Origin of the sequence: Bacillus sp. FJAT-28004 (assembly GCF_001280845.1) — a bacterium.
Classification (GTDB): domain Bacteria; phylum Bacillota; class Bacilli; order Paenibacillales; family Paenibacillaceae; genus Pristimantibacillus.
The window spans coordinates 4,224,023-4,248,217 of the sequence record NZ_LGHP01000001.1 but is presented as its reverse complement, the minus strand read 5'-3'; the positions used below and the strand labels follow the sequence as shown (position 1 = coordinate 4,248,217).

The following is a 24,195-nucleotide window of genomic DNA, read 5'->3' as shown; positions in this document are numbered from 1 at the left end:
TTCACTGGGAGCATTCATTCGCCACTCACATACTCTTCTTCTCCATCCGATACTGGCTCGGCGTACTCTCGCAATATTTCCGAAATACTTGCGTGAAGTGCCTGACATCAGAATAACCGATGAGCTCGCCTACCCGCGTCACGCTCATATCGGGATCAACCAGCAGCTCTTTCGCCCTCTCCATCCGAAGCTGGGTTACATATTTACAAACAACAAAAAAAAGATGACACCAGCAGCGCGCATGGCATCATCCTTTATTTGTTAGTGATATTCTGTTATTATGGGCAGGCCTGCTCGGTTTAAGCAGATTGACCAAGTCGATTGACCGGAAACGAATACACTTTTGAACGTTCTCCGGCCTCAGCCGCTTCCTCGTTAGCTTTCTTTGCATTCGTCAGCTCCATAAACCAAGCCTCATCCCAAGTATCTAAAGCTAAGTCAATGGCATTTTGAAAAACCTGTGCATCATTTATAGTAATATCGGATACGTTTTTGAGCCATGATGAACGAACAGCAACGGTTTTCCCTATAACTTCCTCGTTATCCGACTTTACAACGCTCACGGTTACAAACCCTTGCAAAATATCGATGGTTTCGACAAAACCATGAATGAGCTCGCCATCTTTTGTTTTACCTTGTACCCAATCGCTTATGTTGAATTTCATCTTCAAACACCACCTATCCCTAATAGTAAGAATACCCCGTTAACTGTAACTTTTTTCGGTACACTTGCTTTAAAAAAGTAGACGCTTCACTTACGATCAAGCAACGTCCTATTGGTGACTTCCATACTGTAAGTTTAATGATTACAGTTACCTTTGTCAAGTTATTCATGAGAATTGGACGTTTCGGCTTTAACGCCCAGCTTCTCACTACGTTACTTTGCGCTTTAGCTCCAGCCCCAGAAAAAACCGTCTCTCTCCCAAGCCGCCTTCCCTTTATGCAGCTTACGGAATACTTTCTTCACTTCTTTGTCGATTGAAGCGTTGCCGTGCTCATTCACATATATAAACGATTCGCCAAAATGGCTTTTTATATGCTCTACTGCGGCGCTTTGATGCAAAATTCCTTTTTCCTTCAATTCGTTCAGCATCCATTCTGCAACCTCATTAGCAGTATGCGACATCGCTCTCACTCCTTCATTAAATAAACGCTGTAACTATAGCATACTTCATCATCACTCATCAATATAGTGAGCTCATATGCGCATTGACAGTGTCTTGTCCATTCCTCTATATTATATTTATCACAATTTAATTTTGTTAAACTTAGACTCTTGCTCATTACGGTTAAGACAAACAAATTCACCTTCCCACGGAGGACAACAACATGGATAGCAACGATATTTTAAAACTCGACAATCAAATTTGCTTCGCCTTTTATGCGTGCTCCAGAGAAATTACTAAGCTGTACCGCCCTATGCTCGAGAAGATCGACCTTACTTACACACAATATGTTACGATGCTCGCACTATGGGAGCAGGACCATGTGACGGTAACTGCGCTTGGCAACAAGCTTTATTTGGATTCGGGCACTTTGACCCCTCTGCTTAAGAAGCTGGAGGCTGCCGGACATATTACGCGCACGCGTGACCGCAACGATGAGCGCAGCGTGCTGGTAGAGCTTACAGAGCAAGGCCGAGCTTTGAAGGAACAAGCCATCGATATTCCTTATCAGCTCGCATGCAAGCTTGACGGCACACCTGAAGAAGGCGCTGCGATGCTTGAGCTTATGCATCAATTCCTAAACCGAATACAGCAAAGTGCAGCTAAGGAAGGTCGATAAAGAAAGCTGCCAATCCTCTATTCTGAAGGGAGCAAGCCATGACACTACCTATTGTTAGGCCATTTGGCCAGACGAATTTGCAGTTATCTCCGCTCGGCCTCGGCTGCTGGCAATTCAGCAATGGCAAAGGGCTCGTCGGGAAGTTTTGGCCCGTTCTGAAGGGTGAAATCATTAATGATATCGTCAAAACAAGCTACGAAGGCGGCATCAACTGGTTCGACACCGCTGAAATTTACGGGAAAGGTCAATCCGAGCAGCTGCTCGCTCGCGCTTTGCGGGAGACCATTCCAGCGGAAGATCCTGTCTATATCGCGACCAAATGGTGGCCGATACTGCGCACCGCCAGCAGCATTGGGCGTACGATTGATGAGAGAATTAAACTGCTTGAGGGGCGTACGATCCATTTGTATCAGGTACATCAACCCTTTTCCTTCTCTTCAGTAAGCAGCGAGATGAAGGAAATGGCGAAGCTGGCCGCTGCCGGTAAAATCAAAAATATAGGCGTAAGCAATTTCTCCGCTAAACAAATGCGCGAGGCTGATCGCGTTTTGCGCGAGCACGGTTTGCAGCTTGCCTCCAATCAAGTGAAATACAGCTTGCTTGACCGTCGCATCGAGCAAAATGGTATCCTCGAGACGGCACAGGAGCTTGGATGTGCAATCATTGCTTATTCTCCACTGGAACAGGGCATATTAAGCGGGAAGTTCCATCATGATCCATCGCTGGTCAAAGCCATTAGTGGCCCTCGTAAATGGAGCCCGGCTTTTCAAACGAATGGCCTAAAACGTTCTAAGCCGCTTATTGATTCGCTTGAGCAGATGGCTGTCCGTTATGAGGCTACTGCAACGCAAATAGCGTTAAATTGGCTCATCCATGCTCACGGTAATACCGTATTCGCGATTCCGGGCGCATCAAAAATTCATCATGCCGAGCAAAATGTGAAAGCCATGCGCTTCAAGCTGACAATAGATGAAATCAACGAAATTAGTGAAGCTTCGAAATTTACATCCCGTTAAGTCAGTCTCCCGATTCAAAGCAAGGAGTGGAGGGTATAAGTAGATGTAACCTCATTCCAGCTGAGATGCGAGAGGAGGGCTCACCATGACGGTGGCCATCGGTATATTCGAGAAAGAAGAAGGTGTCTTGGAAGCAATCAAAAGATTTCAAGCGACGAGGACGAATGAGCATAATCTGCGTATTGTAGTAAAGAACAAGGAATCAGCTCCATTACTTGCAGCAGAGACGAATACTCCTATTGAGGAAGTATATGAGATCCGAGAAGCGCAAGAACTCAACAACGCTAGAGTGGTTACGCCCATCGGTGTCGCGCCGTTTGCGGCCGGGGGCTACACTCCGGGAAGCACTGGAGTGAATGGCAACCCAGCAGGCATTGTTGCAGGAGCTGCTGAGCTCGATCAGGGGTTAAGCAACAAGGATGTGCTGCATGATATCGGCATACCCGATAAACACACTAAAGAATGTGGAGAAGCCATTGAGCAAGGACGATATTTGCTAGTGGCCGATACTGATTCCGAGACTGCCGCTGAAGCTTTGCTTCTCCAGTCGGGCGCATATAAAGTCATTTATTAATAACACGAGGCTGTTCCTAACCAATAGGGGCAGCCTCTTATTCTTTTCAGCCCGAGCACGATATCCTCCGGTCACGAAAAAGGTACCCTATACATTTCATTTGACACCTCCATTTAGATTGAGTACAATTGAATTATAATAAATATAAAATCGGTTAATGGAGGTTGTTTCCTATGTCCTTATACAATATTGAAGTAAAGACAATTAGAGGCGAAAAGCAGACTCTAGCCCCCTATAAAGGCAAGGTCATGCTCATCGTGAATACAGCTACCAAATGCGGCTTCGCGCCGCAGTTCAAAGGTCTTCAAAAACTTCATGATACGTATAACAAGGAAGGATTTTCCGTACTCGGCTTCCCATCCTCGCAATTTGCCAATCAAGAGTTATCTGAAGACAGCAAGGTTGCAGAAGCGTGTGAAATCAATTTCGGAGTATCGTTCCCGTTATTTGCAAAAATCGATGTGAACGGCAATAATGCTCACCCTTTATTCAAACACTTAACGAATGAAGCACGTGGTTTCCTCGGTACGAGGTCTATCAAATGGAATTTCACCAAATTCCTTGTCGACCAGAACGGCAAAGTATTAAAGCGCTTCGGATCGAAGGATACGCCTGAGAAAATCGAAGGATATGTACAGAAGCTTCTAGGAGTTCCTACACACGCCTAATACCGAATATGACGGTTTCAATAAACCGCTTCAGATAACATTCACGCAAAAAAGAAGCCTTCTTCCCCACTTAGCAAGTGGATTAGAAAGCTTCTTTTTTCGGGATGATGAGACGGTCTATTCCACTTTGCCCTTACTGAACAGTTCTACCCTCTGCCTCTTTCGCTATCAAATAGACATCACACTTTAGCAAGCCAACAGTTCTAATGTAGTTCATACAATAGAAACCTAACATGAAAGCCATACTTGGCAGCTACATTGCAAATTTGCAACAGAACGCTAGGATATAAGCGATAAATGAGCTGCTTTTGCTGTTTCTATTGCAATAACTACAACCTACGATGACGACTTCTCCAAATGAAACACTCCCATTGCACTAACTGCAATGCAGACCAACCAGCCACCGGCCAATGAGTCTGCCCATGACCTTCTGACCAATTTATTCAAGCATAGATTCTCACAATTTCCAATTAATTCAGCGAGCATTGCTCTTTTAGACATTTTCATAAAAAAACTATCGGATGATCACTTCTTTTAGCGATTAACCACTACCTTTGTCAGCCGTGCAGGAGAGCATGGATTAGGAACGAATTACTCTAGTAATTAAAGAGTGAGGTGATGACAATGGCGTTGTTAAAAACCAAAGAAGCCGCTCAGCTGCTTACTGTCAGTGAAACAACAGTCAGACGTTGGGTATCCCAGTTCCCCTCTTCCTTTCACAAGGATATGCATGGTCACTATACTTTTGACGAGACAGCTCTTGATAAGCTCCATCTGATTAAGCGAGAATTAGAGGACGGGAGCAGCCTGCAAGCTATTAATCTCTCACCTGACTTACCTGACCCGCTTCCTCTTACCCCGCCTCCCCCTGCATACGAGGATCGTGAAGAACTGCTTAATCGACTGAGCCGTCTGGAAACTTCTCTATCCCAAAAAGCGGATGAAGTCGTCACATACCAGCTACTGAGCCATCGGCAGGAGCTGGATGAGCTGCGTCACATTCTCACTCAGCTAACCAGAAGCATGGACGCTCTGCAACTTCCTCAGCAGCATATTGCCGCAGCATCACTCTCAGCAACGGATCGTAACAAACGACGCAAGCTGCTCCGTATCCTATTCCCATTCCTTTAAAGACAAATCCTCGATCTCTTCCACTGTGACCATTACGAGATTCAATGGCGAGCAGCCAAGATGACTAAGACGAGTACAACTTGGCTGCTCCAAAATGAGACTCGATAATACGTTAATCACGTTAATCCTTTTCCTTAGCCACTTACATTTTCTAAAATATAAATGGCTTCATCGATACTCATTTCTCTTTCCACCCGCTCCTCCATATCCTTCAAGCGAACCAGCCCCGCCTTCCATTCGGATTCTCCTACGAGCAGAGCGTAACGAATTCCGCTGCTTGCTACCGAAGCAAGTATATTTTTCAACTTCCGCCCGCTAGAGTCGAGCTTCACTCGAATGCCGCTTGCACGCAGATCCGCTGCGGTTTGCAGCAGTTCTGCAGCCGTTACGCTTATAGGAATGAGGACTACGTTAACAGACGTAGTTGCCGCAGCTGCATAACGCTCTTCAAGCAGCGCCATAATTGATTCCATGCCAAACGACAATCCAACCGCTGCATATTCAGCATCGTCACTGCCAACTAGCTGTCCAATAATGGCATCATACCGTCCACCGCCGCCAAGGCTCGATGAGAAGCCACCCGCTGCATCAAATATTTCATAAACAGTACCCGTGTAGAACGGTAGCCCTCGTGATAGAAAAGGATCAAACACACAAACGGACTCTAATCCAAGCTTGCGCAGAATATCGCGTACCTCTATCACTTCCTGCGTCCCAACACTGTTCTGCAGGCTATATTTGTCCATCAAAGCCTCCAAAGTCGGCTCCTCCAGCTCAATCAACTCTATAATCGCAGTGATCGCCTCGTCAGCCAAACCATTCTCGTTAAGCTCCTCCTTCACACTGTTTATTCCGATTTTTGCGAGCTTATCTAGAGTCAGCATAACCGACAGCGAATCCCTACCTTGGACGCCAATAGCTGCAAGCATTTCGCCGAGAAACCGCCTATTATTCCATTTCAATTGGATATCCAGCTCAAGGGTGCGAAACACATCGATAGCCAGCTGCATCATTTCCACCTCTGCCTCCGGCCCCTTCACCCCAACAACGTCCACATCACATTGCAAAAATTCACGCAGCCGTCCGCGTTTAACAGGACCGTCACGGAATACCTTGCCCATTTCATATCGTTTGAAAGGCAATTCAATACTTGGGTTTAATGCCATCACCTTGGCAAAAGGGATCGTCAAATCATATCGCAAGCCTAATCGTCGCTTCCGCTGATCAGTAAGCTGGTACATTTCCTTAATAATTTCATCGCCGCCAGCATATTTGGATGTCAAGAAAGCGAGATCAGTCAGCTCGGTTGTCACCATCTCATCAAAGTCATATAGCTCGAACTTTTCCCGAAGGGTCTCCTGAATCTTTCTTCTAAGCGCTTGCTCCCTGCCATAATAGTCATAGGTTCCCTTTACATTTTGCATCACGATCATTCCTCTCCCTAAATTATTGGAATAAAAAAAACGCGCAGGACCTCTTGGTCCTGCGCGCATCGTATGCTGCAGGGAGGCCAACGCGAGAAGCGCTAGCCCACCCTGAATGTTGATCAGGGGTGCTAACGCTTGGTGAAATGATGAAGCTGATTCAATTGGAATGTGTACATAGGACCCAATCCCTTCGACTGAATTAATGTGATTATAGCGAATCGCAGCTTTTCGCGCAAGAGTTACGATGGATTCGCATTTAAATCATGCAATATGATATTATACAAGTTGGATATAAAAGGTGAATGCTGCGTGAATCAGATCGTTTCGAGGTCATTTGCATTCGCAAATTTAAGGAGGATATTGAAATGCTGTTTAAGAACAAACGTCTTGGGATCATGCTTCTTCTTGCACTTACTCTGCTCGTTGTAGCATCAGGCTGTGGTGCAAACGGGAGTACGGAGAAAACAGGATCAGGCGGTGGCAATACAAGCACAACTCCCCCTACTGAAGCACCTGCTGAGGAAGGCCCTGAGCTTCTTGGCTCGGACAAGCATCCTGTTGTAACGATTCAATTAAGTAATGACAAAATCATTAAACTTGAGCTTTACCCAGAGGTTGCACCTAATACCGTAAACAACTTTATTTCTCTTATTAATAAAAACTTTTATGATGGCGTAATATTCCACCGCGTTATTCCAGGCTTTATGATTCAAGGCGGAGACCCAGAAGGTTCAGGAACCGGTGGTCCAGGATACAGCATTCCAGGCGAGTTTCTCAGCAATGGTTTTGAGAACAAGCTGAAGCATACACGCGGCGTCCTCTCAATGGCACGCACGAACGATCCTGACACGGGCGGATCGCAGTTTTTCATCATGGTAGCAGATGCGCCGTCACTCGATAACGCATATGCATCTTTCGGCAAAGTAACAGAAGGCATGGAAGCGGTCGATGAAATCGTCAATCAGAAGGTTGGCGCGGGCGATAAACCAGAAACACCGATTTCCATGAAAAAAGTAACCGTAGACACGCTTGGCATGACATTCGAAGAACCAGTAACGACGAAATAAGAGAAGGGCTGAGCCCTTCTCTTTTTTATTGCCTAGGATATAATAATTTTATTAATCGATTAATATTTATATGAATTAAATGACGTTAACCTAGGAGGATCTTCTACTTGAGAAAACAAAACATTATTTTGATAACCGTATGTATGATGACTTTCATGAGCGCTTGCAGCGGAAACCCTGAAGGAAACACTGCAGCACCGGAGGAGCGCAAGCAGCCAGCAGCAACAAACGAAGCTTCAAATAAGCAAAAATCGGAAGCGGTTACAATGGAGGAGCCCGCATTCACTAACGCTTCCGTTCATGATCCGTCGATCATCAAAGTCCGCGACACCTTCTACATTTTTGGCTCCCATCTCGCTGCTGCAAAGTCGAAGGATCTGATGTCCTGGGAGCAGATGAACTCCAGTGTCTATGAAGGGAACCCAATTATACCGGATGTACTGACAGAAATGAGTGAGGAGCTTGCTTGGGCCGAGACCGATACGTTCTGGGCGGGCGATGTCATCCAATTGCCGGACGGCAAATTTTATATGTATTACAGCATGTGCAAGGGTGACTCGCCTCGGTCGGTGCTTGGTTACGCGGTTGCCGATCAGGTAGAGGGGCCTTATAAAAATAAAGGAACGATTCTCAAATCCGGCATGTGGAATGATTTGAGCGAGGACGGAACTGTGTATGATGCGGCCGTTCATCCGAACGTCGTTGATCCGAATTTATTTTATGATAAAGACGGTATGCTCTGGATGGTGTATGGCTCATACTCAGGCGGTATTTTTATCATGAAAATGAATCCAGAAACCGGCCTCCCCTATCCCGATCAAGGTTACGGCAAACGACTGCTCGGCAACAATCATAGTCGCATCGAGGCGCCTTATATGATGTACAACAAAGAAACGGACTACTACTATCTATACCTTTCCTACGGCGGGTTAGACTCCAAAGGCGGTTACAATATCCGTGTGGCGCGCTCAAAAAATCCCGACGGCCCCTTCCTAGACTCAAAGGGCAAGGAAATGATTGACGCATTTGGCACCTTCGGAACGCTGTTCGATGACGCTTCTATTGCACCTTATGGGGTGAAGCTAATGGGCAACTTCCAGATGGACAATGTCGACGGAGAAATCGCAAATATCGGGACGGGTTATGTTTCACCTGGCCATAACTCCACCTATGTCGACCCTGATGCGGGCAAAATGTTTCTCATTTTCCACACTCGTTTCCCAACTCGCGGCGAAGGCCATGAGGTCAGGGTTCATCAAATGCTTATGAACACGGAAGGCTGGCCCGTCGTTGCTCCTCATCGTTACGCAGGCGAAACCGCTGAGAGCGTAAAGACCGAGCAATTCATCGGTGAGTATAAATATGTGAACCACGGCAAAGACATCTCAGCTGATATCAAACCATCCACCCTGCTTTCTCTGAACAAAGACGGCACGATCTCCGGAAGCGCAAGCGGCTCATGGAAAAGCACTGGCGCTTCTACTATCGATCTCACGATTGACGGCTCGCTGTATCACGGAGCATTTCTCCGTCAGTGGAATGAAGGCACACTCAGCTATGTGATGACGTTCAGCGCACTATCCAAAGAAGGTATTGCCGTTTGGGGCAGTCATGTCTCCAAAGAATAGTTCTTTATAGTCGTCGCCTTGCCGCTTCGATTCATAGGCATGATCCACATTTTTCATCATATGGTGGTATATAGGCCTATGACAGAGGACGGTGAAGCGATGAATGGCTACGGGCCGGTCAGTGTGGTCAACTTAACGAATCCGCTTAATAAATCGCTGCAAGGCAAATATTTTTTAGGCGAAACCGATCAGTTGAATCCGACCGATGCAAACCGGACTTGGGGAGCTTTGGTCAACCCTCCCCATTCCAGCGTTAATCTTTATTTGGATCTTTATGTGCTAAGCAACTTGTCAGATGATAAGCTCGTCTCGCAAATTTGCTTTTGTTCCAGCTTGCCTACACACGGGAAACAATCGCATGAGGTATCTACAGCTAACCTTGCCATTCATCCGAAACCGCAGCCCCAAGGACAAATCCAGTTCGGCAGCCATCTGGATACGACTGCGCTGTCAGCCATTCCGGTATCCACTCGTGTTATTCCGTCATATTCCAGCATCTCAAGTGAAAAGAGCGGTCACTGGATCATCGGACCAGGCAAAGCCATTCTCTTCACCTTAACAAGCGCAATGAACCATCCCGCTCCCGCCGTTCTCTCCGTTGGGTGGTGGGAGGAAGTTCACGGCGTGTATTAAATTTTGTATGACGGACCTTCTTGGGTGTTCTCACCCAAGGAGGTTTTTTATGTTCATGAAATAATTGACAATTTCATGATTAGTACTGTATAGTACTAATCATGAAAACGACCTCTAAAACATCTAATCGCGAAATTGCGCTACAGACAGCGTCCAACTTGTTTTTGAGCAAAGGTTATCTTGTCACAAGCATGGATGATATTGTTGCAGCGAGCAAAGTATCCAAGACTAATATTTATTACTATTTCAAGAGTAAAGAGGAGATATTGTCCACGATCATTGAGCGGATGACTGATCAATATGAAGCACTTATAGCTCATATTGCCGCTCAAACCGAGCTGCCTGTTATGGAAAGGCTGACGAAACTTATGCAGACGCTCACTCTGCAGGACATCGACTGCCTCGGAGGCTGTCCTTTTTTAACGCTATACACGCAAACACCAATGGAAGCAACCGCCATTCGGAAACAGATAAGCGTATTTTTCAACAAACAATTAACGATCCTCGAGCAGCTTATTACAGAGGGCATCGCTAGAAATGAAATAAACAGCAAACTGCCCCCTCAGCCAATGGCTTCCTTAATTTTGTCCACGATCGAGGGCGGATTGTTTCTGCAGCACGCTCAGCAAGACCCCACCATACTACAGCAATCGCTTCATGCTTTAGCTTCTATGCTAAAGTAATTTTTTTGATTACTTTAGTACTGATTAGTACTAAAATTATTTCAGAGGAGTGTTTACTAATGGCACATGTATTCATGACGGGCGGAACAGGTTTTGTCGGCTCCCAAATTATTAAACAGCTAGCTGCAGGCGGTCATCGCATTACTGCTTTAGCACGTTCGCATAGCCGAATAGCGGAACTTATTAAACAAACAAACCACGAGGAGTCCGGTCTCCTATCAGCCGTAATCGGAGATTTGACGAAGCAAGGACTGGGCCTATCTTCAAGCGACCGCCTTGCGATACAAAACGCGGATGTCATTATACACGCTGGCGGACCAATGGATATTCTTTTAACTGAACAACAAGCGAAGGAGGTTTTTCTTGATGCAGCTAACCATTTAACTTCACTTGCTGCTGAGCTTTACGAGAATGGAAATCCCCTGCATTTCATTCATGTCGTCGGTTTCAAGAGTCCTGTGACCGATTCGAACTTAAACGATGCAACAGCCATTATGCAGCTTTTGGAGCACGAGTCGCCTTATGAGCGAATGAAAATAAACGCAGACCTTCATATCCGCCAGCATGCTAAACAAACCGGCTACCCTCTATCCGTCGTTAACCCAAGCGTAGTCATCGGTGATTCTACTACGGGCAACACAGAGCAAACTGGTGGGTTGGGCATTTTGATAGCAGCGGCGAGAAAAAAACTTATGGGCACTGTTCCAGGAGGCAAGAAAAACTGGCTCCCGCTCGTCCATCTGGATCATACGGCTGCTTTCATCGCTGCCCTCGCGAACGAGCAACAACCTCTCAGCAACACCTATTATTTACTTGATGAACAAGCAGCAAGCCTTAACATGAACCAGCTAATAACACTCATAAATAAGGAACTTCGCGTCCCGTCTCCAATCGGTTTTATCCCTGTATCCCTTTTGAGCAAGATTTTAAGCACCCGTATAGGCAGCAAGCTAGGCATTCCCCGAGAATCGCTCAGCTTTATTGTCAATCAAGCATTCCCTCTACAATCTACACAGCATATTCAGCAAAAACATTCACTTCCTGCCGCTGTAGATTTTTCGATTCTCCCGCATGTGATCGCCGATTTGGATTATCGTTTGTCCCATGGGCCAACAAGTCATCCTAACTTCGTACGCAGCAAACGCGGCCCACTCGCTACGCTAGAAAAAGCTGGCAGCGGCAACCCGATTATTTTGCTGCCCGGTACCTTCAGCGGTGCAGACTGCCTTATACCGCTAGCTTCAGAGCTGCAGCATCGTCAAGTGTGGATTGCTGATTTACCAGGCTTTGGGCGATCACCCTATCACCATCATCCCGCAAACGTAGTAAACGGACATGTCGAGGCTATTATGTCCGCTATTACATCACAACCTGAATCGGTTACTTTAATCGGCCATTCCTATGGAGCATTGCTCGCAGCCAAGGTCATGGAGCGTTTGCCAGAGCGTATTCAAGCCGTACATTTATTACAGCCAGCGCTTCACCATGCGAACAGCAGATACAGGAGTAGAATCGTCAATCGTATGCTTTTGTCCCATGTTTCCTTAGCAACTTTGCGCAAAGAGCTTGTATTGCAGGGATGCTTCGAGAGGATCAGTCAAATCCCTAAGGGCTATTTGGAATATATCTTGAACGAACTCAGCTCCCCGCGCGTTAGAGCCACTCTGGCTGACACACTCGTTGAGTTAACAAAAGATGAGCATTTCCGACACCAACCCGAACAATGGGATGAGAAACGGGTCAGTATCATTTGGGGCTCACAGGACCGCGTGTATACGATACCGAAAACTTACAGCACAGTTCCTACTCAGCTGCTAGCACACGGTCACCACTTCCCCCTTTCTCATCCACCTGAAACAGCGCGCCTATTATTCCAAGCGGGGCTCTAGTTTAAAATTTGCTGCATGGCCTGAAAAAAAGGCGGCTCTTAAAGGTCCTATTCGACCTTTAAAAACCGCCCTTTTTTTTCGTTCAAACCACTACTTGCTCTTAAGCATATTCATAATAACCGTAATCGCATCTGCCCGCGTTGCCGTAGCTTTCGGAGCAAAGATATTGCCCGTCCGGCCTTGAATGATGCCTTTATCGCTAACCGCTTTGACAGCACCCTTCGCCCACGCCGGGATTTCCTTGTTATCAGCAAAGCTGGTTGTCGCATTCGGATCCAACGTTAATCCGGCACCACTCGCAATAATCGATACCATTTCCATACGCAAAATGTTTGCGCCTGGGCGGAAGGTTCCGTCTGGATATCCGCTAATAATGTCCGCTTTGACCGCATGAGCAACTGCATCCTTTGCCCAAGCCGCGATTTTTGCACTATCAGCAAAGGCAAGCACCGCACCTTCACCCTCCGCTTTCAATGCGCCCATCAGCATAACAGAAAATTCCGCTCGCGTAACGGTTTTATTTGGTTTAAATGTACCGTCTGAATATCCCTTCACAATACCGGAAGCAACCGCCTCATTAATAGCAGCCTCTGCCCAGTGGCTTGATATGTCTGTAAAGGAAGGTACTTCTTCAACCTTCTTGTCCACTGCGAATACGGCAAACTTAGTGAAATGATCAGAGTTCACAGTAATAAAATTGTCCTTTATTACACCGCCCATCTCTACCCATTGCTTCTTCACTTCATCGTAATAGAATACGGATGCCGTCTGTCCATCCTTGACCAAAGTGGTATCGAACTTAAAGGTCAACGTCGCTGGAAACAAGAAATTAGCTGAAATCGACTTGTGTATTTCAAAAATTGGCGATACAAGCTTGCTTGAAGGATCAATGATTCCGCTATTTCCTGTCAGCTTCTCAATGGAAAGCAGCATTTGCTCCTTTGTCGCTCCTGCCGGAATAGATACCGTTACACTATCATCCAAGCCAAGCATACCTGCGCTGCCTGCACCAATCGAAACCTGTCCTTTGTTTGGTACATTACCGCCCGATCCACCCGAACCGCCTTCTACTGGTGGAGTCGGTGTCGGTGTAGGCGTTACTGGCGTTTCCGGCACATCAATCGTAATATCTTGTGTGCCTACCGTTTCAAACCAGTTCTTCACTGTAGCAAAATCATTCGAGAATGCCAGTGACAGCATAAGCATAATACGTGCATGCTGCGGGTTTAAATTGTCTCCGGCAATTACGCCGTTGCCGCCGCCAGTGATAGTCCCAGAGCCTGTTCTTGTCGTCGAAACGAACGTAACGCCGTGGTCTTTAATCGCTGCGGAACGTGCCGCGCTCATTTTCGAGGAAATACCAGCCGCACCAGTACCAGCTGTAACAATCCCCTTGGCTCCGTCTGCTACCAAAGCACGAATGGCGCCGCCGCCTGCTTCTTGGTAGCTATATACGATTTCCACTATAGGAAGACTGTCCTTCGATATATTTTTCAAATCAAATGGTGTTGCCCAATCCGCTTGACCAGCCTTGAGCGCCCTTGCATTCAGACGATACATGCGCACCGCTGCATCATCAACGTAGCCAAGCACGCCGAACATCGGTGACTCGAACGTATCCGTCCGGTGCGAATTGCTCTTGGTTACCTCACGTGCTGCATGAATGACATCGTTCAGCATAACGACGGTGCCAAACCATTTTGTCTTGCCGCTCCCTGCTACCTTAATCGCTTGATATAAGTTGGCTGGAGCATCCGTTCCAATAACATCCCAAGGTCTCATCGAGCCCGTTACGACTACTGGCTTCTCACTTTGAACCGTTAGATCGAGGAAATAAGCAATTTCCTCCATCGTGTCCGTACCTGTCGTAACAACTACACTATCGTAAATTTCAAGCGCTGCGTCCACCGCAAGAGAGAGATCATAGAGATCTTTCATACTGTAGCCGCTCGAACCTTTGTTGCCGAATTGATAAGTAGAGACATCAGCAATTTTATTTTTTCCAGGCAGCTGGGCTACCATATCCGCCATCTTATACGTGCCTGCTGCGTAACTTTGGAAGTTGGTAGGGTCATTATTGCTTGCTTTACCGGCTATCGTTCCTCCTGTAGCTACTACAATAACATTGGGCAGCGGAGAAGCTTTATGCTCCTCCGTTAATGCCGGAATGTCAAAGGTCGGCAGCTGCGGCGCTGCCGCCTCGGCACGAACTGAGCTGGCATAGCCAGTCAGTATCGAACTGAGGAGAGCCATAATGAGGAGGGGAATGAAAACTTTCTTTGCTGCAGTTGATTCGCTTCTTATGGTCATAACCGTACTCCTCCCCCAAATTATGGCGTCACCGGTGCTACTTCAGACGTCGTTTCTGTTGCAGCTGGAATTACAGCTTCAGGTGTTGGAACAACAACGATAGGCTCCGTCACAACAGGTTCTACGATTGGTTCCTCAACCGTAGTGCTGAGCACTGTATTTTCATCAACAGAAATTTCTACGTCCTGCGTGCCAAAAGTCGTAAACCAGTTTCTAATCGTGTTTACATCGTTTGTAAATGCTAGCGACAGCAATAGCATCATGCGGGCATGCGCCGCGTTCAAGTTGTCTCCGCCAATGACATTCCCACTGCCGCTATTATAAATAGAACCAGAGCCTGTTCTTGTTGTCGATACAAATACGACACCTTTATCCTTAATAGCTGTCGAGCGAGCAGCACTTAGTTTTGACGAAATTCCGCCTGCACCTGTCCCTGCTGTTACAATACCTTTTGCGCCGTCTTCCACTAAGCCGCGAATAGCGCCGCCGCCTGCTTCTTGATAGCTATATACGATTTCTACAATTGGAAGACTGTCTTTGGAAATGGTTTTCAAATCGAACGGTGAAGCCCATGCCGGCGTACCTGCTTTCGCCGCTCTAGCGGGAGCACGATAAATACGAACAGCCGGATCATCTACATAACCTAGTGCGCCAAACATCGGAGCATCAAATGTATCGGTGCGGTGTGAGTTTGACTTTGTAACTTCACGCGCTGCATAAATGACATCATTCAACATGACAACTGTACCGAACCATTCTGTTTTGCCGCTGCCTGCTAGTTTAATAGCTTGATAGAGATTGGCAGGCGCGTCCGTTCCAATAACATCCCATGGGCGCATAGAGCCTGTTACAACAACTGGCTTTTCACTGCGAACGGTAAGATCAAGGAAATACGCGATTTCTTCCATTGTATCCGTGCCCGTCGTTACTACTGCACTGTCATAAATTTTTAAAGCTTCATCTACCGCAAGCGATAGATCATAAAGGTCTTTTATACTGTATCCGCTCGAACCCTTATTACCGAATTGATAGGTCGAGACATCAGCTATTTTATTTTTTCCAGGCAGCTGAGCAACCATATCCGCCATTTTATATGTACCAGCAGCATAGCTTTGGAAGTTAGTAGGATCATCCTTGCTCGCCTTGCCTGCAATCGTTCCTCCTGTTGCAACAACGATAACATTAGGAAGGCTGGAAGTCTGATGTTCAGATGATAAGGCCGGAATATCAAATTTCGGCAGCTGCGGCGCTTCTTCAGCGCGAACAAAATCCGTTTTTGTTAGTATACCTACCATTGCTGTAAGCAACGAAAGTACAAGTAGTGGAATTAAAATCTTTCTTGCTGCCTTGCTATTTACAACTTGTGTCATGTTTAACTCCTCCTATGTTATATAATTCTCTCTTTCTTCTTCATTATTCTATTTCGTGTTATATAAGTTAACAAGTCAATATAATAGACAAAAAAGCGTAACCATCATGCATATACTCTATTTTTCACTTATTTATGCTCGTATTCTTACTAAATTAAAGAAGATATATGTTAGATATATTAACATATATTAATGGGATTACTAGATTAACGACAAGAACAGAAAGATTATTCTAGATAACACTTTCAGTGTAATAATTAGGAATATAGACCCTATTTTTTATTAAACATTTATTCGATAACTAATATATAAACTTAAAAAACAGGATTTCATTCCTCTATAATTAAATGTCATCTCTCAATATTTTCAATTGTTATTACAAAAATATAATTATATTTATTAAAAAAGGGGTGATGAAACCTTACATGAAAAGTGCAATAAGCAAACAAAACAAATTAAAGGAGAACTGATATGCCAAAATTATCGTATTCCACTCATTCCTCAACAACTTCTTCACCATTTCTTTTAACTATCGCTGCATTACTCATTGCACTATCATGCTCTCTCGCATTCGCAGCCAGCGCATCCGCTCATGGCTATGTCGAAGGGCCCACAAGCCGCGCTGCCCTCTGTGCATCCAAACAAAACCAAGATTGCGGTTCGATTGTCTACGAGCCTCAAAGTCTGGAAGCGCCAAAGGGCTTCCCTGCGGCAGGGCCCGCAGACGGCAAAATTGCGAGCGCGAACGGCGCTTTCCCTAAGCTTGACGAGCAATCAGCTACCCGCTGGGCGAAAGTGAACATGTCCTCCGGTCAAAATACGTTTACCTGGAAGCTGACAGCCAATCATTTGACAACGAGCTGGAAATACTATATTACCAAGCCTAATTGGAATCCGAATGCCGCTCTTACGCGCGATTCCTTCGACTTAACTCCATTCTGCTCCGTTAATTACGGCGGTGCTCAACCGCCTTTCTCTTATTCCAACACCTGTAACGTTCCTGAGCGCAGCGGCTATCAGGTCATTCTAGCCGTATGGGAAATCGCCGATACTGCGAACGCTTTCTATAACGTCATTGACGTCAATTTCAGCGGAAGCAATCCCGTTGATACGCAAGCGCCTTCCGCGCCTGCCTCATTAACCTCTCCTGCCAAAACCGCTAACAGCGTATCCTTGGCATGGAATGCTTCTACGGATAACGTTGGCGTTACCGGCTACCGCGTTTTCAACGGCGATTCCTTAGTCGGTACGGTGTCCGGCACAACGCTAACGTACAATGTAACCGGCTTAACGGCAAATACCGCCTATACCTTCAATATCAAGGCGATTGACGCTGCAGGCAATGTATCGAATGCCAGCAACTCGATTACCGTAACGACAAATGCCCCTCTCGGCAATGACACGCAAGCACCAACTGCGCCAGGCGGTCTGCATATCATGGGAGCGCCAACCTCTACCAGCTTAATGCTGATGTGGAGTGCCTCTACAGACAATGTCGGCGTAACCGGCTATAAGATCTATCGCGGTACGACTTTAGTCACAACTGTGTCTGGTACGGCAACATCATATACGGTAACGGGACTTAGCCCAAGCACTCCTTATACCTTCAACGTCTATGCAATAGACGCCGCAGGCAATCAGTCCACTGCCAGCTCCGTAAATGGCACAACCGATGCAGGTGGAGGAAGTACACTGCCCGCTTGGAGCTCCTCAACCGTATATGTACAAGGAAATAAAGTAAGCTATGACGGATTAGATTACGAGGCGCTTTATTGGACGCAAAATAATCGCCCAGACACTTCTAGTGCTTGGAAGCTGCTTAGCCTCGTTGTCCCAGAATGGAACAGCACGAAAGCCTATGTAGGAGGCACTCATGTCACTTATAATGGCATCAGCTACGTAGCCAAATGGTGGACGATGGGGGATAAACCTGATCAAGGCGGCGTGTGGAAAATAGCTAGCTAGCCTATGTAAACGAATAGGGGCTGCTTCGTTATTATTGCGAAGCTGCCCCTATTTTTTGTAACCAAAATTGATCAATTAATCTACTGGTTGACACTTGTAGTACGCAATGCTATGGTGGACGTCAGAAGGCATTCTGCTATCGACGCGGGGTGCCTATCTGTATATTTGGTAAGGAGGGCACAATGAACATGATACAAGTTAAAGAATTTATTGATACAGATTCTGTTTTTGCCGAAAAAAGAGCAAATGAGTTTTTGGCAGAGCTGAGCGACGATCAAGTCATTAATATTTGCTACGGCTCTATGATTAAAACAGCCACATCAGGCAACGCCTATCAACGCAGCACCATTCTTGTCGTTTATAAGCAAAATAAAGATAAGGAATAAAGAAAGCGGGTGATCCCATCATTAAGCCTCGTCAAGATAATCCAGTACATCATGTGACGCAGGGGAATGAGGATAAGGACATTCGAAACACAAAAAGAGATAAGTGGGAAATATTTTTCCGTATTCTTTCCTCCACGGCAGCAATTGGTTTGGTAGCTATCGCTATCGGCTATGCCATCTATGCAATCATCAATAAATAGAGGTTGCTGTCTTGGAACCGTTATCACTTACTTTTAAGGTGGAGGTTGGCCATGAAATATTTTACTTTTAATCAATGGTTCTTATTAAAGAGCGGAATATTCACAAAACCTTAGTCCCCCCTTTCCCTGCAACAACCGCAAAGAAGCAAGCAGCCGTCGCCTATCCATGGCGCCAGCTGCTTGCTTCTTTGCGTATCTCACTCTATTTTCACTGATTATCTCTCGCTACGTGCTGCACTTATTTAACACCTAATCGCATGCGGTAGCTGAACATGACATCAAGCGTTCTTCCTGCAAAATATTGCTCTACACTGCTGCGAAAGCTCTGCAATTGTTCCTCAAGCTCCTTCGAGCCAAGCTTAAAGACCGCCTGAATACCACCTTGGCTAATGGCCAGCCCAATATATCGCTCTGCATCGCAGCGCTCTATATTATGAAAGACGATTTCTTTGGAGAAACGGAACAGTTCACTGTTATAAATCTGTGTTAAATGCTGTTCCTTATCTCGTTTGCTTGCTCGGTCCTTCTCTGGCATATGAGCAGCAATAATCTCCTCAGAACGATCCATAAGCTGCTTATATTCCATTTCGACAGCCCAATGCAGCGTTGGCGGCCAATCGCAATCATAGGCAGCAAACACGCCTTCCGGCTTCAGAACACGAGCAAATTCAGAGAGTGTGCTAACGGGCTCCATCCAATGAAAGGATTGCGAGCATGTTATGATATCGACACTCTCCGCGTCTAGAGCAAGCTGATCAGAGTACCCTTTGACGAAGGAAATAGACTCTTCCTCCGATAGCTGAGACAAATGAGAGAGCGCTTTGCTTCTCATATCGTCATTTGGCTCAAAACCTATGATTTGCCCCGCATGCCCCAGCCATATAAAGGAGGATAAGCCCGTGCCGCAGCCTACATCTGCCACAACGCTCGGTACTCTGCCCAAGTAGTTTGTCAAAATACTGACAACTGCGTCAGGCGCTTTCGGACGATGCTGATCGTAATCGTTTTGGAACCCGGAGAAACGGTCTACATTATTTTGCAAGCGGCTTTCCGAACTCATTGTACAGCCTCCATTCCGAGGATAAGGAATTTTGCATTGCTTTGCTTTGCTAACTACTCATAATAATAGCATTGTATTCACTGTCAAAAGCAAACAAAATATTTTTGTAATTAATTTGGTTATTGTCAAAAGGGTTGAAATTCTCTACTATTAAATTAAATAAATCCAATGAGGAAAGTTGGTTTTTAAATGAAGGAGATTCCGATTCCTTTTGTTCGCAGTAATCAAGTTGGTATCGTCACTGTTCTCCTCCTTGCGATTGGCCTGCAGTTACCATGGCTCATCGCAGCACTTTGGATCATTCAGGTAGCTGGGCTGATCTTCGGTCCAAAAGCTAATTTATTCATTATCGCGGCTCGTCCATTCCTAATGGGTCGAATCTCTTCCGCACAAACAGAAGCAGCCGAGCTGCAACGCTTCAACAACTCACTCGGTGTAGGTTTCCTCACCTTCTCGCTGCTTAGCTTCTCGCTCGGCTGGTCTGTAGCTGGTTATATATTTGCAGGGATGATGGGAGCAGCTGCTCTTGCTGCTATCCTTGGTTTTTGCATTGGCTGCACCATCTATTTTCAATATAAGCAATTCCGCGCCCGGAGATTAAATCGAGGCTGAGTTTTAACAAAAGGAGCCATTGTCATAATGACGGCAATGGCTCCTTTCTCCGTTATAGCTTTACAATTACCCTACCTTTAGCTTGCCCATTCAAGAGAATAGCTACCTGCTCACTCACCTGTTCCAGACTAATTTCCGAGAATAGTTCGCCCAGCATATCCGGCTTATAGGTATCAGCTAATAGCCCCCATATCTTGCTGCGAATCTCCATCCCTGCCATGACAGAATCGATACCGATCAGCCGTACTCCTCTTATGATAAAAGGGTACACGGTCATGGAAAGCCCCGCTCCGCCCGTCAAACCGCTCGCCGCTACGGTGCCGCCATATTTCAATTGAGACAGCACGGAAGCTAACGTTTCTCCGCCCACACAATCAATAGCTCCTGCCCATACCTGCTTGTTCAGAGCCTGCTTTGAGTGAGATAAAAGCTCCTCTCTTGTGAGAATCCGCTTCACGCCTAGTCCAAATAAATACTGCTGCTTATCCAGTTTCCCCGTGCTCGCTACCACCTCATACCCAAGCTTTGCCGCAATTGCAGCTGCAATGCTGCCTACACCACCAGTTGCCCCAGTAACGAGAATAGGACCATCCTCAGGCCGAATGCCATTTTTCTGAAGTTCATATACGGACAAAGCCGCAGTAAAGCCTGCCGTCCCTAGTATCATTGCTTCCTTCATCGACAAACCTAGCGGCAGCTTGATTGCCCATTCTGCAGGCACGCGGGCATATTCACTAAAACCGCCAAAATGATTGACTCCGAGCCCAAAGCCAGTAACCACAATCTCGTCGCCCTCTCGGAATCGCTCATCTTCACTAGAAACAACCGTACCCGCCAAATCAATGCCCGGTACAAAAGGATAACTTTTCACAATGCCGCCATTAGCCAGGCAAGCTAACGCGTCTTTGTAGTTCACACTGGAATAGGCAACCTTAATGAGCAGTTCGCCCTGCGGCAAATCATTTAAGTCCAACTGTTTCGTTTCCGTTATCATTTCATTTTCTATTTTGTTAATTACCAGCGCTTTAAAAGATGACATAAGTATAATCCTCCATTATATCGGCTTATAATAAGCTTCATTCTTGCGTACTATGTCGCTCAAAGCTAAGTGAGCGGTGAATCGTTCACTTTATTTCTAAGTTAGGTTTCTATTGCACTTTCTGCAACACAATCACCATTCGAGCTGAATCTCCTTGGCTACATTGTAGTTTTTGCAACAGAACCCCACGCTCCTACCTCTATATTCACATTTCAAGCAATTTCTATTGCATTTCTGCAGCGTAGCTCCTTAATAGGAGGCTCATGTTAGGTTTCTATTGCACTATCTACAACGTGATCTGCTACACTACACTTCCCGCAACAGATCCGCTACTTTTCACGTTCTGCAACCGTTCTGCTTCCGCAAAACCTCTACTCTATTTCTAATGTAACAGTTATTGCAGCCGATTGCGACTGGGCATCTCGGATGCAAAAAAAGACGTCTCGCAGCCTAATCGGCGGAGACGTCTTTCTCATCCCCCTTAAAATCCGAAGGAATGAGGCATTACTTTTAAGCTATTCAGTCGAATAAACAACAAACAATACTAAGAACCTTATGGCCTTGGAAGGGTAACCGTGACGGTTGTACCGACTGCGCGCTTGCTTTGAATATTGACGTTGCCTTGATGCAAAGCCACCATTTTCTGCACGATAGAGAGTCCTAGCCCGCTGCCTGAGGAAGCATGATTACGAGCTTTATCCGCCTTATAGAAACGATCAAAAATAAACGGGAGGTCTTCCTCCGGTATGCCCATTCCTAGATCTTCAATCACGACTGTAATAACATCGGTCTCCATTATTTTAATGCTGATCGGCCCGCCTGCATTAGAAAACTTAATGCTATTAGCAATCAGGTTCAGCCAAACCTCATAGAGCAGCTCTTGATCAGCATAAATGGTCGTATCCGGCAGCTCAAGCTCCCATTGCAAATCCTTTTCCGTCCATTGCCATTCAAGTGTAATTAATAACTGGCGAATCTGCTCATCTAGGCGAAAGCTTGTCTTATGGAGCGGCTTATTATCCTTGTCCAGCGCGGCAAGCGTCAGAAGCTGCTTGCTTAATCGGGATAGACGCTTGCTTTCCTTTTCAATAATGGTCAAATAGCTGTCCGTCTGCTCAGGTGTCGTTCCCTTATCAAGCACTGCCCGAGCTAAGCCCTGCATGGACGTAAGCGGCGTCTGAAATTCATGCGAGACATTCGCAACAAACTCTTGCCGCATTTGATCCAGCTGCTTGATCGCCACCGACATCGCCGAGAAGTTGCGTGCCAGCTCGCCAATTTCATCCTTGCGCGAAAGCTGAAGTCCTGCTTCAAAATCACCTGCAACGATCTTCTTCGTTGCTCTCGTCAGCTCATTGACCGGCTTCACAATTAGGCGTGATAAGAATACAATAAGCAGCAGACTAATGACGAAAGTAGCGCCGATCAGAATAGCGGCAATAATACGAATCTCGCCAATTTGCTGCTGCAGATCAGGACGGATAAACAATGCTGCTTTCCCCGCCTGCGTCTGAATCCTCATACCCGCCGTGTTCAAAACACTATTTTTAAAATAAGAAAACAGCTCGAGCCGCCCCTTCTGCTCCTCCAATCCCCGGTAAATGGCTCCGTCCAGCACAGATTGCATTTGCTGCTCGCTCAGCTTTCCATGCTTGAAGGGCGAGCCATAGGCTTGTCCCTGCAGATTGTCACGAACCAAATAAATTTGAAAGCCAAGTGCTGCAATATGCGTCAGATAGCTATTCAGATCCATTTGCGGGTTTTGCTCATATTGAGTGCTGATGTTTTGAGCGATCGCGATCATTTTTTGTTCATTGCTGGATTGTTGATTGTTTTGGTAGTAGAGACCCGTGAACAGCAAGCCTAAAATGAGGCTAATCATAGCGACCATAACAAACGTGAAGACGATGCGTACATATAAGGATTTCATCCCTCGTGCACCTCCAACTTATAGCCGAGCCCCCGGATTGTTGTAATCGTGAAATCATCCTGACATTCCGCAAAACGCTCGCGCAGCCGTTTAATATGAACATCAACGGTACGGCTATCCCCTTTAAAATCTGCACTCCAAATCAGCTGAATCAGCTGCTCTCGTGTATAAATGCGGCCTGGATGGCTAGCGAGCTGCGACAACAGCTCAAATTCTCGCAGCGGAAGCGTAATGATCTCGTCGCCCACTTTAATTTCATAGCCTCTTCGATCAATAGATACGCTCCCAAGCTTAATTACCTCTGAGGATACTAGACGATAACGGCGCAGCAGCGCTTTTATTCGAAACAAGAGCTCCTTTGGCTCAAACGGCTTTACTAAATAATCATCCGTCCCGGAGTCAAACCCTTGCTCCTTATCCTCCATCTCAGCTCTGGCAGTCAGCATCATAACGGGAATGTCATAATGCTCTCTTATTTCTCGGCACAGCTCGTACCCATTTTTACCGGGCATCATAATATCGACGACAGCAAGATGAACCTGCTCGTTCTCAAGTTTAATTGAAGCTGCTTGTCCGTCTTCCGCTTCAAGAACGACATATCCGTCTTTCCCTAAAACAAAGCGCAGCAGCTCCCGAATGGAAGGATCATCATCTACTATTAACACATGCATTCTCATCGGCTTGCTCCCTACAAATGACCTTATTTATCGTTGCTATTTCCATTATACTCCTCCATGCACGCCATGCGAAAACACCTGTATTCGAAGGCACTAAACGCATCTTCTACAGGTGTCTTTTTCATACATTTCGCCTATACGAATC

Annotated in this window: 23 protein-coding genes and 1 pseudogene; 13 read left to right on the top strand and 11 right to left on the bottom strand. The window is 46.1% G+C overall.

The features are described from left to right. Nucleotides 1-25: 25 nt before the first annotated feature. The 3 genes and pseudogenes from AC787_RS33330 to AC787_RS18495 form a co-directional block, all read right to left on the bottom strand. Nucleotides 26-193: pseudogene (locus AC787_RS33330) on the bottom strand (helix-turn-helix transcriptional regulator); the annotation flags it as partial. A 106-nt stretch (nt 194-299) separates the two neighbouring features. Next, a complete protein-coding gene (locus tag AC787_RS18500) occupies nt 300-665 on the bottom strand; it encodes an IDEAL domain-containing protein (protein ID WP_054026130.1) in 366 nt (121 codons plus the stop codon). 224 nt (nt 666-889) lie between these two features. Continuing rightward, entirely contained in the window at nt 890-1,126 is a 237-nt protein-coding gene (locus AC787_RS18495) for a DUF6953 family protein (protein WP_054026129.1), read from the bottom strand. Nucleotides 1,127-1,329: 203 nt separating this feature from the next. Here AC787_RS18495 and AC787_RS18490 point away from each other — a divergent pair, with 203 nt between their 5' ends. From AC787_RS18490 to AC787_RS18470, 5 genes are all read left to right on the top strand, one after another. Continuing rightward, entirely contained in the window at nt 1,330-1,785 is a 456-nt protein-coding gene (locus AC787_RS18490) for a MarR family winged helix-turn-helix transcriptional regulator (protein ID WP_054026128.1), read from the top strand. 38 nt (nt 1,786-1,823) lie between these two features. Then, nucleotides 1,824-2,801, top strand: coding sequence for an aldo/keto reductase (locus AC787_RS18485; RefSeq protein WP_054026127.1), 978 nt, complete (start codon nt 1,824-1,826; stop codon nt 2,799-2,801). An 85-nt stretch (nt 2,802-2,886) separates the two neighbouring features. After that, nucleotides 2,887-3,375 (top strand): hypothetical protein, encoded by a 489-nt coding sequence (locus AC787_RS18480; protein ID WP_054026126.1) that lies wholly within the window; start codon nt 2,887-2,889, stop codon nt 3,373-3,375. Between the two features lie 173 nt (nt 3,376-3,548). Next, nucleotides 3,549-4,043, top strand: a complete 495-nt coding sequence (locus AC787_RS18475) for a glutathione peroxidase (RefSeq protein WP_054026125.1) — start codon at nt 3,549-3,551, stop codon at nt 4,041-4,043. Between the two features lie 624 nt (nt 4,044-4,667). Beyond that, complete coding sequence (locus tag AC787_RS18470) at nt 4,668-5,174, top strand: MerR family transcriptional regulator (protein ID WP_054026124.1); 507 nt, start codon at nt 4,668-4,670, stop codon at nt 5,172-5,174. Here AC787_RS18470 and AC787_RS34120 read toward each other — a convergent pair. After that, nucleotides 5,157-5,294, bottom strand: coding sequence for a hypothetical protein (locus AC787_RS34120; RefSeq protein WP_161807549.1), 138 nt, complete (start codon nt 5,292-5,294; stop codon nt 5,157-5,159). The genes AC787_RS18470 and AC787_RS34120 overlap by 18 nt on opposite strands. A 14-nt stretch (nt 5,295-5,308) precedes the next feature. After that, entirely contained in the window at nt 5,309-6,598 is a 1,290-nt protein-coding gene (hisS, locus tag AC787_RS18465) for a histidine--tRNA ligase (RefSeq protein WP_054026123.1), read from the bottom strand. Nucleotides 6,599-6,966: 368 nt separating this feature from the next. Between hisS and AC787_RS18460 the strand changes: the two genes are divergently transcribed. The 5 genes from AC787_RS18460 to AC787_RS18440 all read left to right on the top strand — a co-directional run bounded on the left by AC787_RS18460 (nt 6,967) and on the right by AC787_RS18440 (nt 12,501). After that, nucleotides 6,967-7,668, top strand: coding sequence for a peptidylprolyl isomerase (locus AC787_RS18460; protein WP_054027133.1), 702 nt, complete (start codon nt 6,967-6,969; stop codon nt 7,666-7,668). A gap of 266 nt (nt 7,669-7,934) precedes the next feature. Beyond that, entirely contained in the window at nt 7,935-9,296 is a 1,362-nt protein-coding gene (locus tag AC787_RS18455) for a glycoside hydrolase family 43 protein (protein WP_235561081.1), read from the top strand. Nucleotides 9,297-9,374: 78 nt separating this feature from the next. Next, nucleotides 9,375-9,929 (top strand): DUF6143 family protein, encoded by a 555-nt coding sequence (locus AC787_RS18450; RefSeq protein WP_054026121.1) that lies wholly within the window; start codon nt 9,375-9,377, stop codon nt 9,927-9,929. A gap of 101 nt (nt 9,930-10,030) precedes the next feature. Beyond that, complete coding sequence (locus AC787_RS18445; protein WP_054026120.1) at nt 10,031-10,612, top strand: TetR/AcrR family transcriptional regulator; 582 nt, start codon at nt 10,031-10,033, stop codon at nt 10,610-10,612. Nucleotides 10,613-10,671: 59 nt separating this feature from the next. Continuing rightward, the gene (locus tag AC787_RS18440) at nt 10,672-12,501 is read left to right on the top strand and encodes an alpha/beta fold hydrolase (protein WP_054026119.1); all 1,830 of its coding nucleotides are present in this window, start codon (nt 10,672-10,674) and stop codon (nt 12,499-12,501) included. A gap of 90 nt (nt 12,502-12,591) precedes the next feature. On the opposite strand, the gene AC787_RS18435 is transcribed toward AC787_RS18440, so the two are convergent. Together AC787_RS18435 and AC787_RS18430 are read right to left on the bottom strand one after the other, a co-directional pair. Continuing rightward, nucleotides 12,592-14,811 (bottom strand): asparaginase domain-containing protein, encoded by a 2,220-nt coding sequence (locus AC787_RS18435; RefSeq protein WP_054026118.1) that lies wholly within the window; start codon nt 14,809-14,811, stop codon nt 12,592-12,594. Between the two features lie 20 nt (nt 14,812-14,831). Continuing rightward, nucleotides 14,832-16,181 (bottom strand): asparaginase, encoded by a 1,350-nt coding sequence (locus AC787_RS18430; RefSeq protein ID WP_054026117.1) that lies wholly within the window; start codon nt 16,179-16,181, stop codon nt 14,832-14,834. A 471-nt stretch (nt 16,182-16,652) separates the two neighbouring features. Between AC787_RS18430 and AC787_RS18425 the strand changes: the two genes are divergently transcribed. Together AC787_RS18425 and AC787_RS18420 are read left to right on the top strand one after the other, a co-directional pair. Continuing rightward, the gene (locus AC787_RS18425) at nt 16,653-18,146 is read left to right on the top strand and encodes a lytic polysaccharide monooxygenase (protein ID WP_063847544.1); all 1,494 of its coding nucleotides are present in this window, start codon (nt 16,653-16,655) and stop codon (nt 18,144-18,146) included. A gap of 182 nt (nt 18,147-18,328) precedes the next feature. Then, a complete protein-coding gene (locus AC787_RS18420; RefSeq protein WP_235561006.1) occupies nt 18,329-18,532 on the top strand; it encodes a sporulation protein Cse60 in 204 nt (67 codons plus the stop codon). A 438-nt stretch (nt 18,533-18,970) separates the two neighbouring features. Here the strand turns inward: AC787_RS18420 and AC787_RS18415 are convergent, their stop codons facing one another. Beyond that, nucleotides 18,971-19,792 carry a class I SAM-dependent methyltransferase gene (locus AC787_RS18415; protein ID WP_054026116.1) on the bottom strand — a complete coding sequence of 274 codons (822 nt, stop codon included), beginning with the start codon at nt 19,790-19,792 and terminating at the stop codon, nt 18,971-18,973. A 189-nt stretch (nt 19,793-19,981) separates the two neighbouring features. Here AC787_RS18415 and AC787_RS18410 point away from each other — a divergent pair, with 189 nt between their 5' ends. Further along, a complete protein-coding gene (locus tag AC787_RS18410; protein WP_054026115.1) occupies nt 19,982-20,404 on the top strand; it encodes a DUF4395 domain-containing protein in 423 nt (140 codons plus the stop codon). Between the two features lie 52 nt (nt 20,405-20,456). Here AC787_RS18410 and AC787_RS18405 read toward each other — a convergent pair whose 3' ends face one another. From AC787_RS18405 to AC787_RS18395, 3 genes are all read right to left on the bottom strand, one after another. After that, nucleotides 20,457-21,443 carry a YhdH/YhfP family quinone oxidoreductase gene (locus AC787_RS18405; RefSeq protein WP_054026114.1) on the bottom strand — a complete coding sequence of 329 codons (987 nt, stop codon included), beginning with the start codon at nt 21,441-21,443 and terminating at the stop codon, nt 20,457-20,459. A 553-nt stretch (nt 21,444-21,996) separates the two neighbouring features. Next, the gene (locus AC787_RS18400; RefSeq protein WP_054026113.1) at nt 21,997-23,373 is read right to left on the bottom strand and encodes a sensor histidine kinase; all 1,377 of its coding nucleotides are present in this window, start codon (nt 23,371-23,373) and stop codon (nt 21,997-21,999) included. Beyond that, nucleotides 23,370-24,050 (bottom strand): response regulator transcription factor, encoded by a 681-nt coding sequence (locus AC787_RS18395; RefSeq protein ID WP_054026112.1) that lies wholly within the window; start codon nt 24,048-24,050, stop codon nt 23,370-23,372. Before AC787_RS18395 ends, AC787_RS18400 begins: the two co-directional genes overlap by 4 nt. Nucleotides 24,051-24,195: the final 145 nt, after the last annotated feature.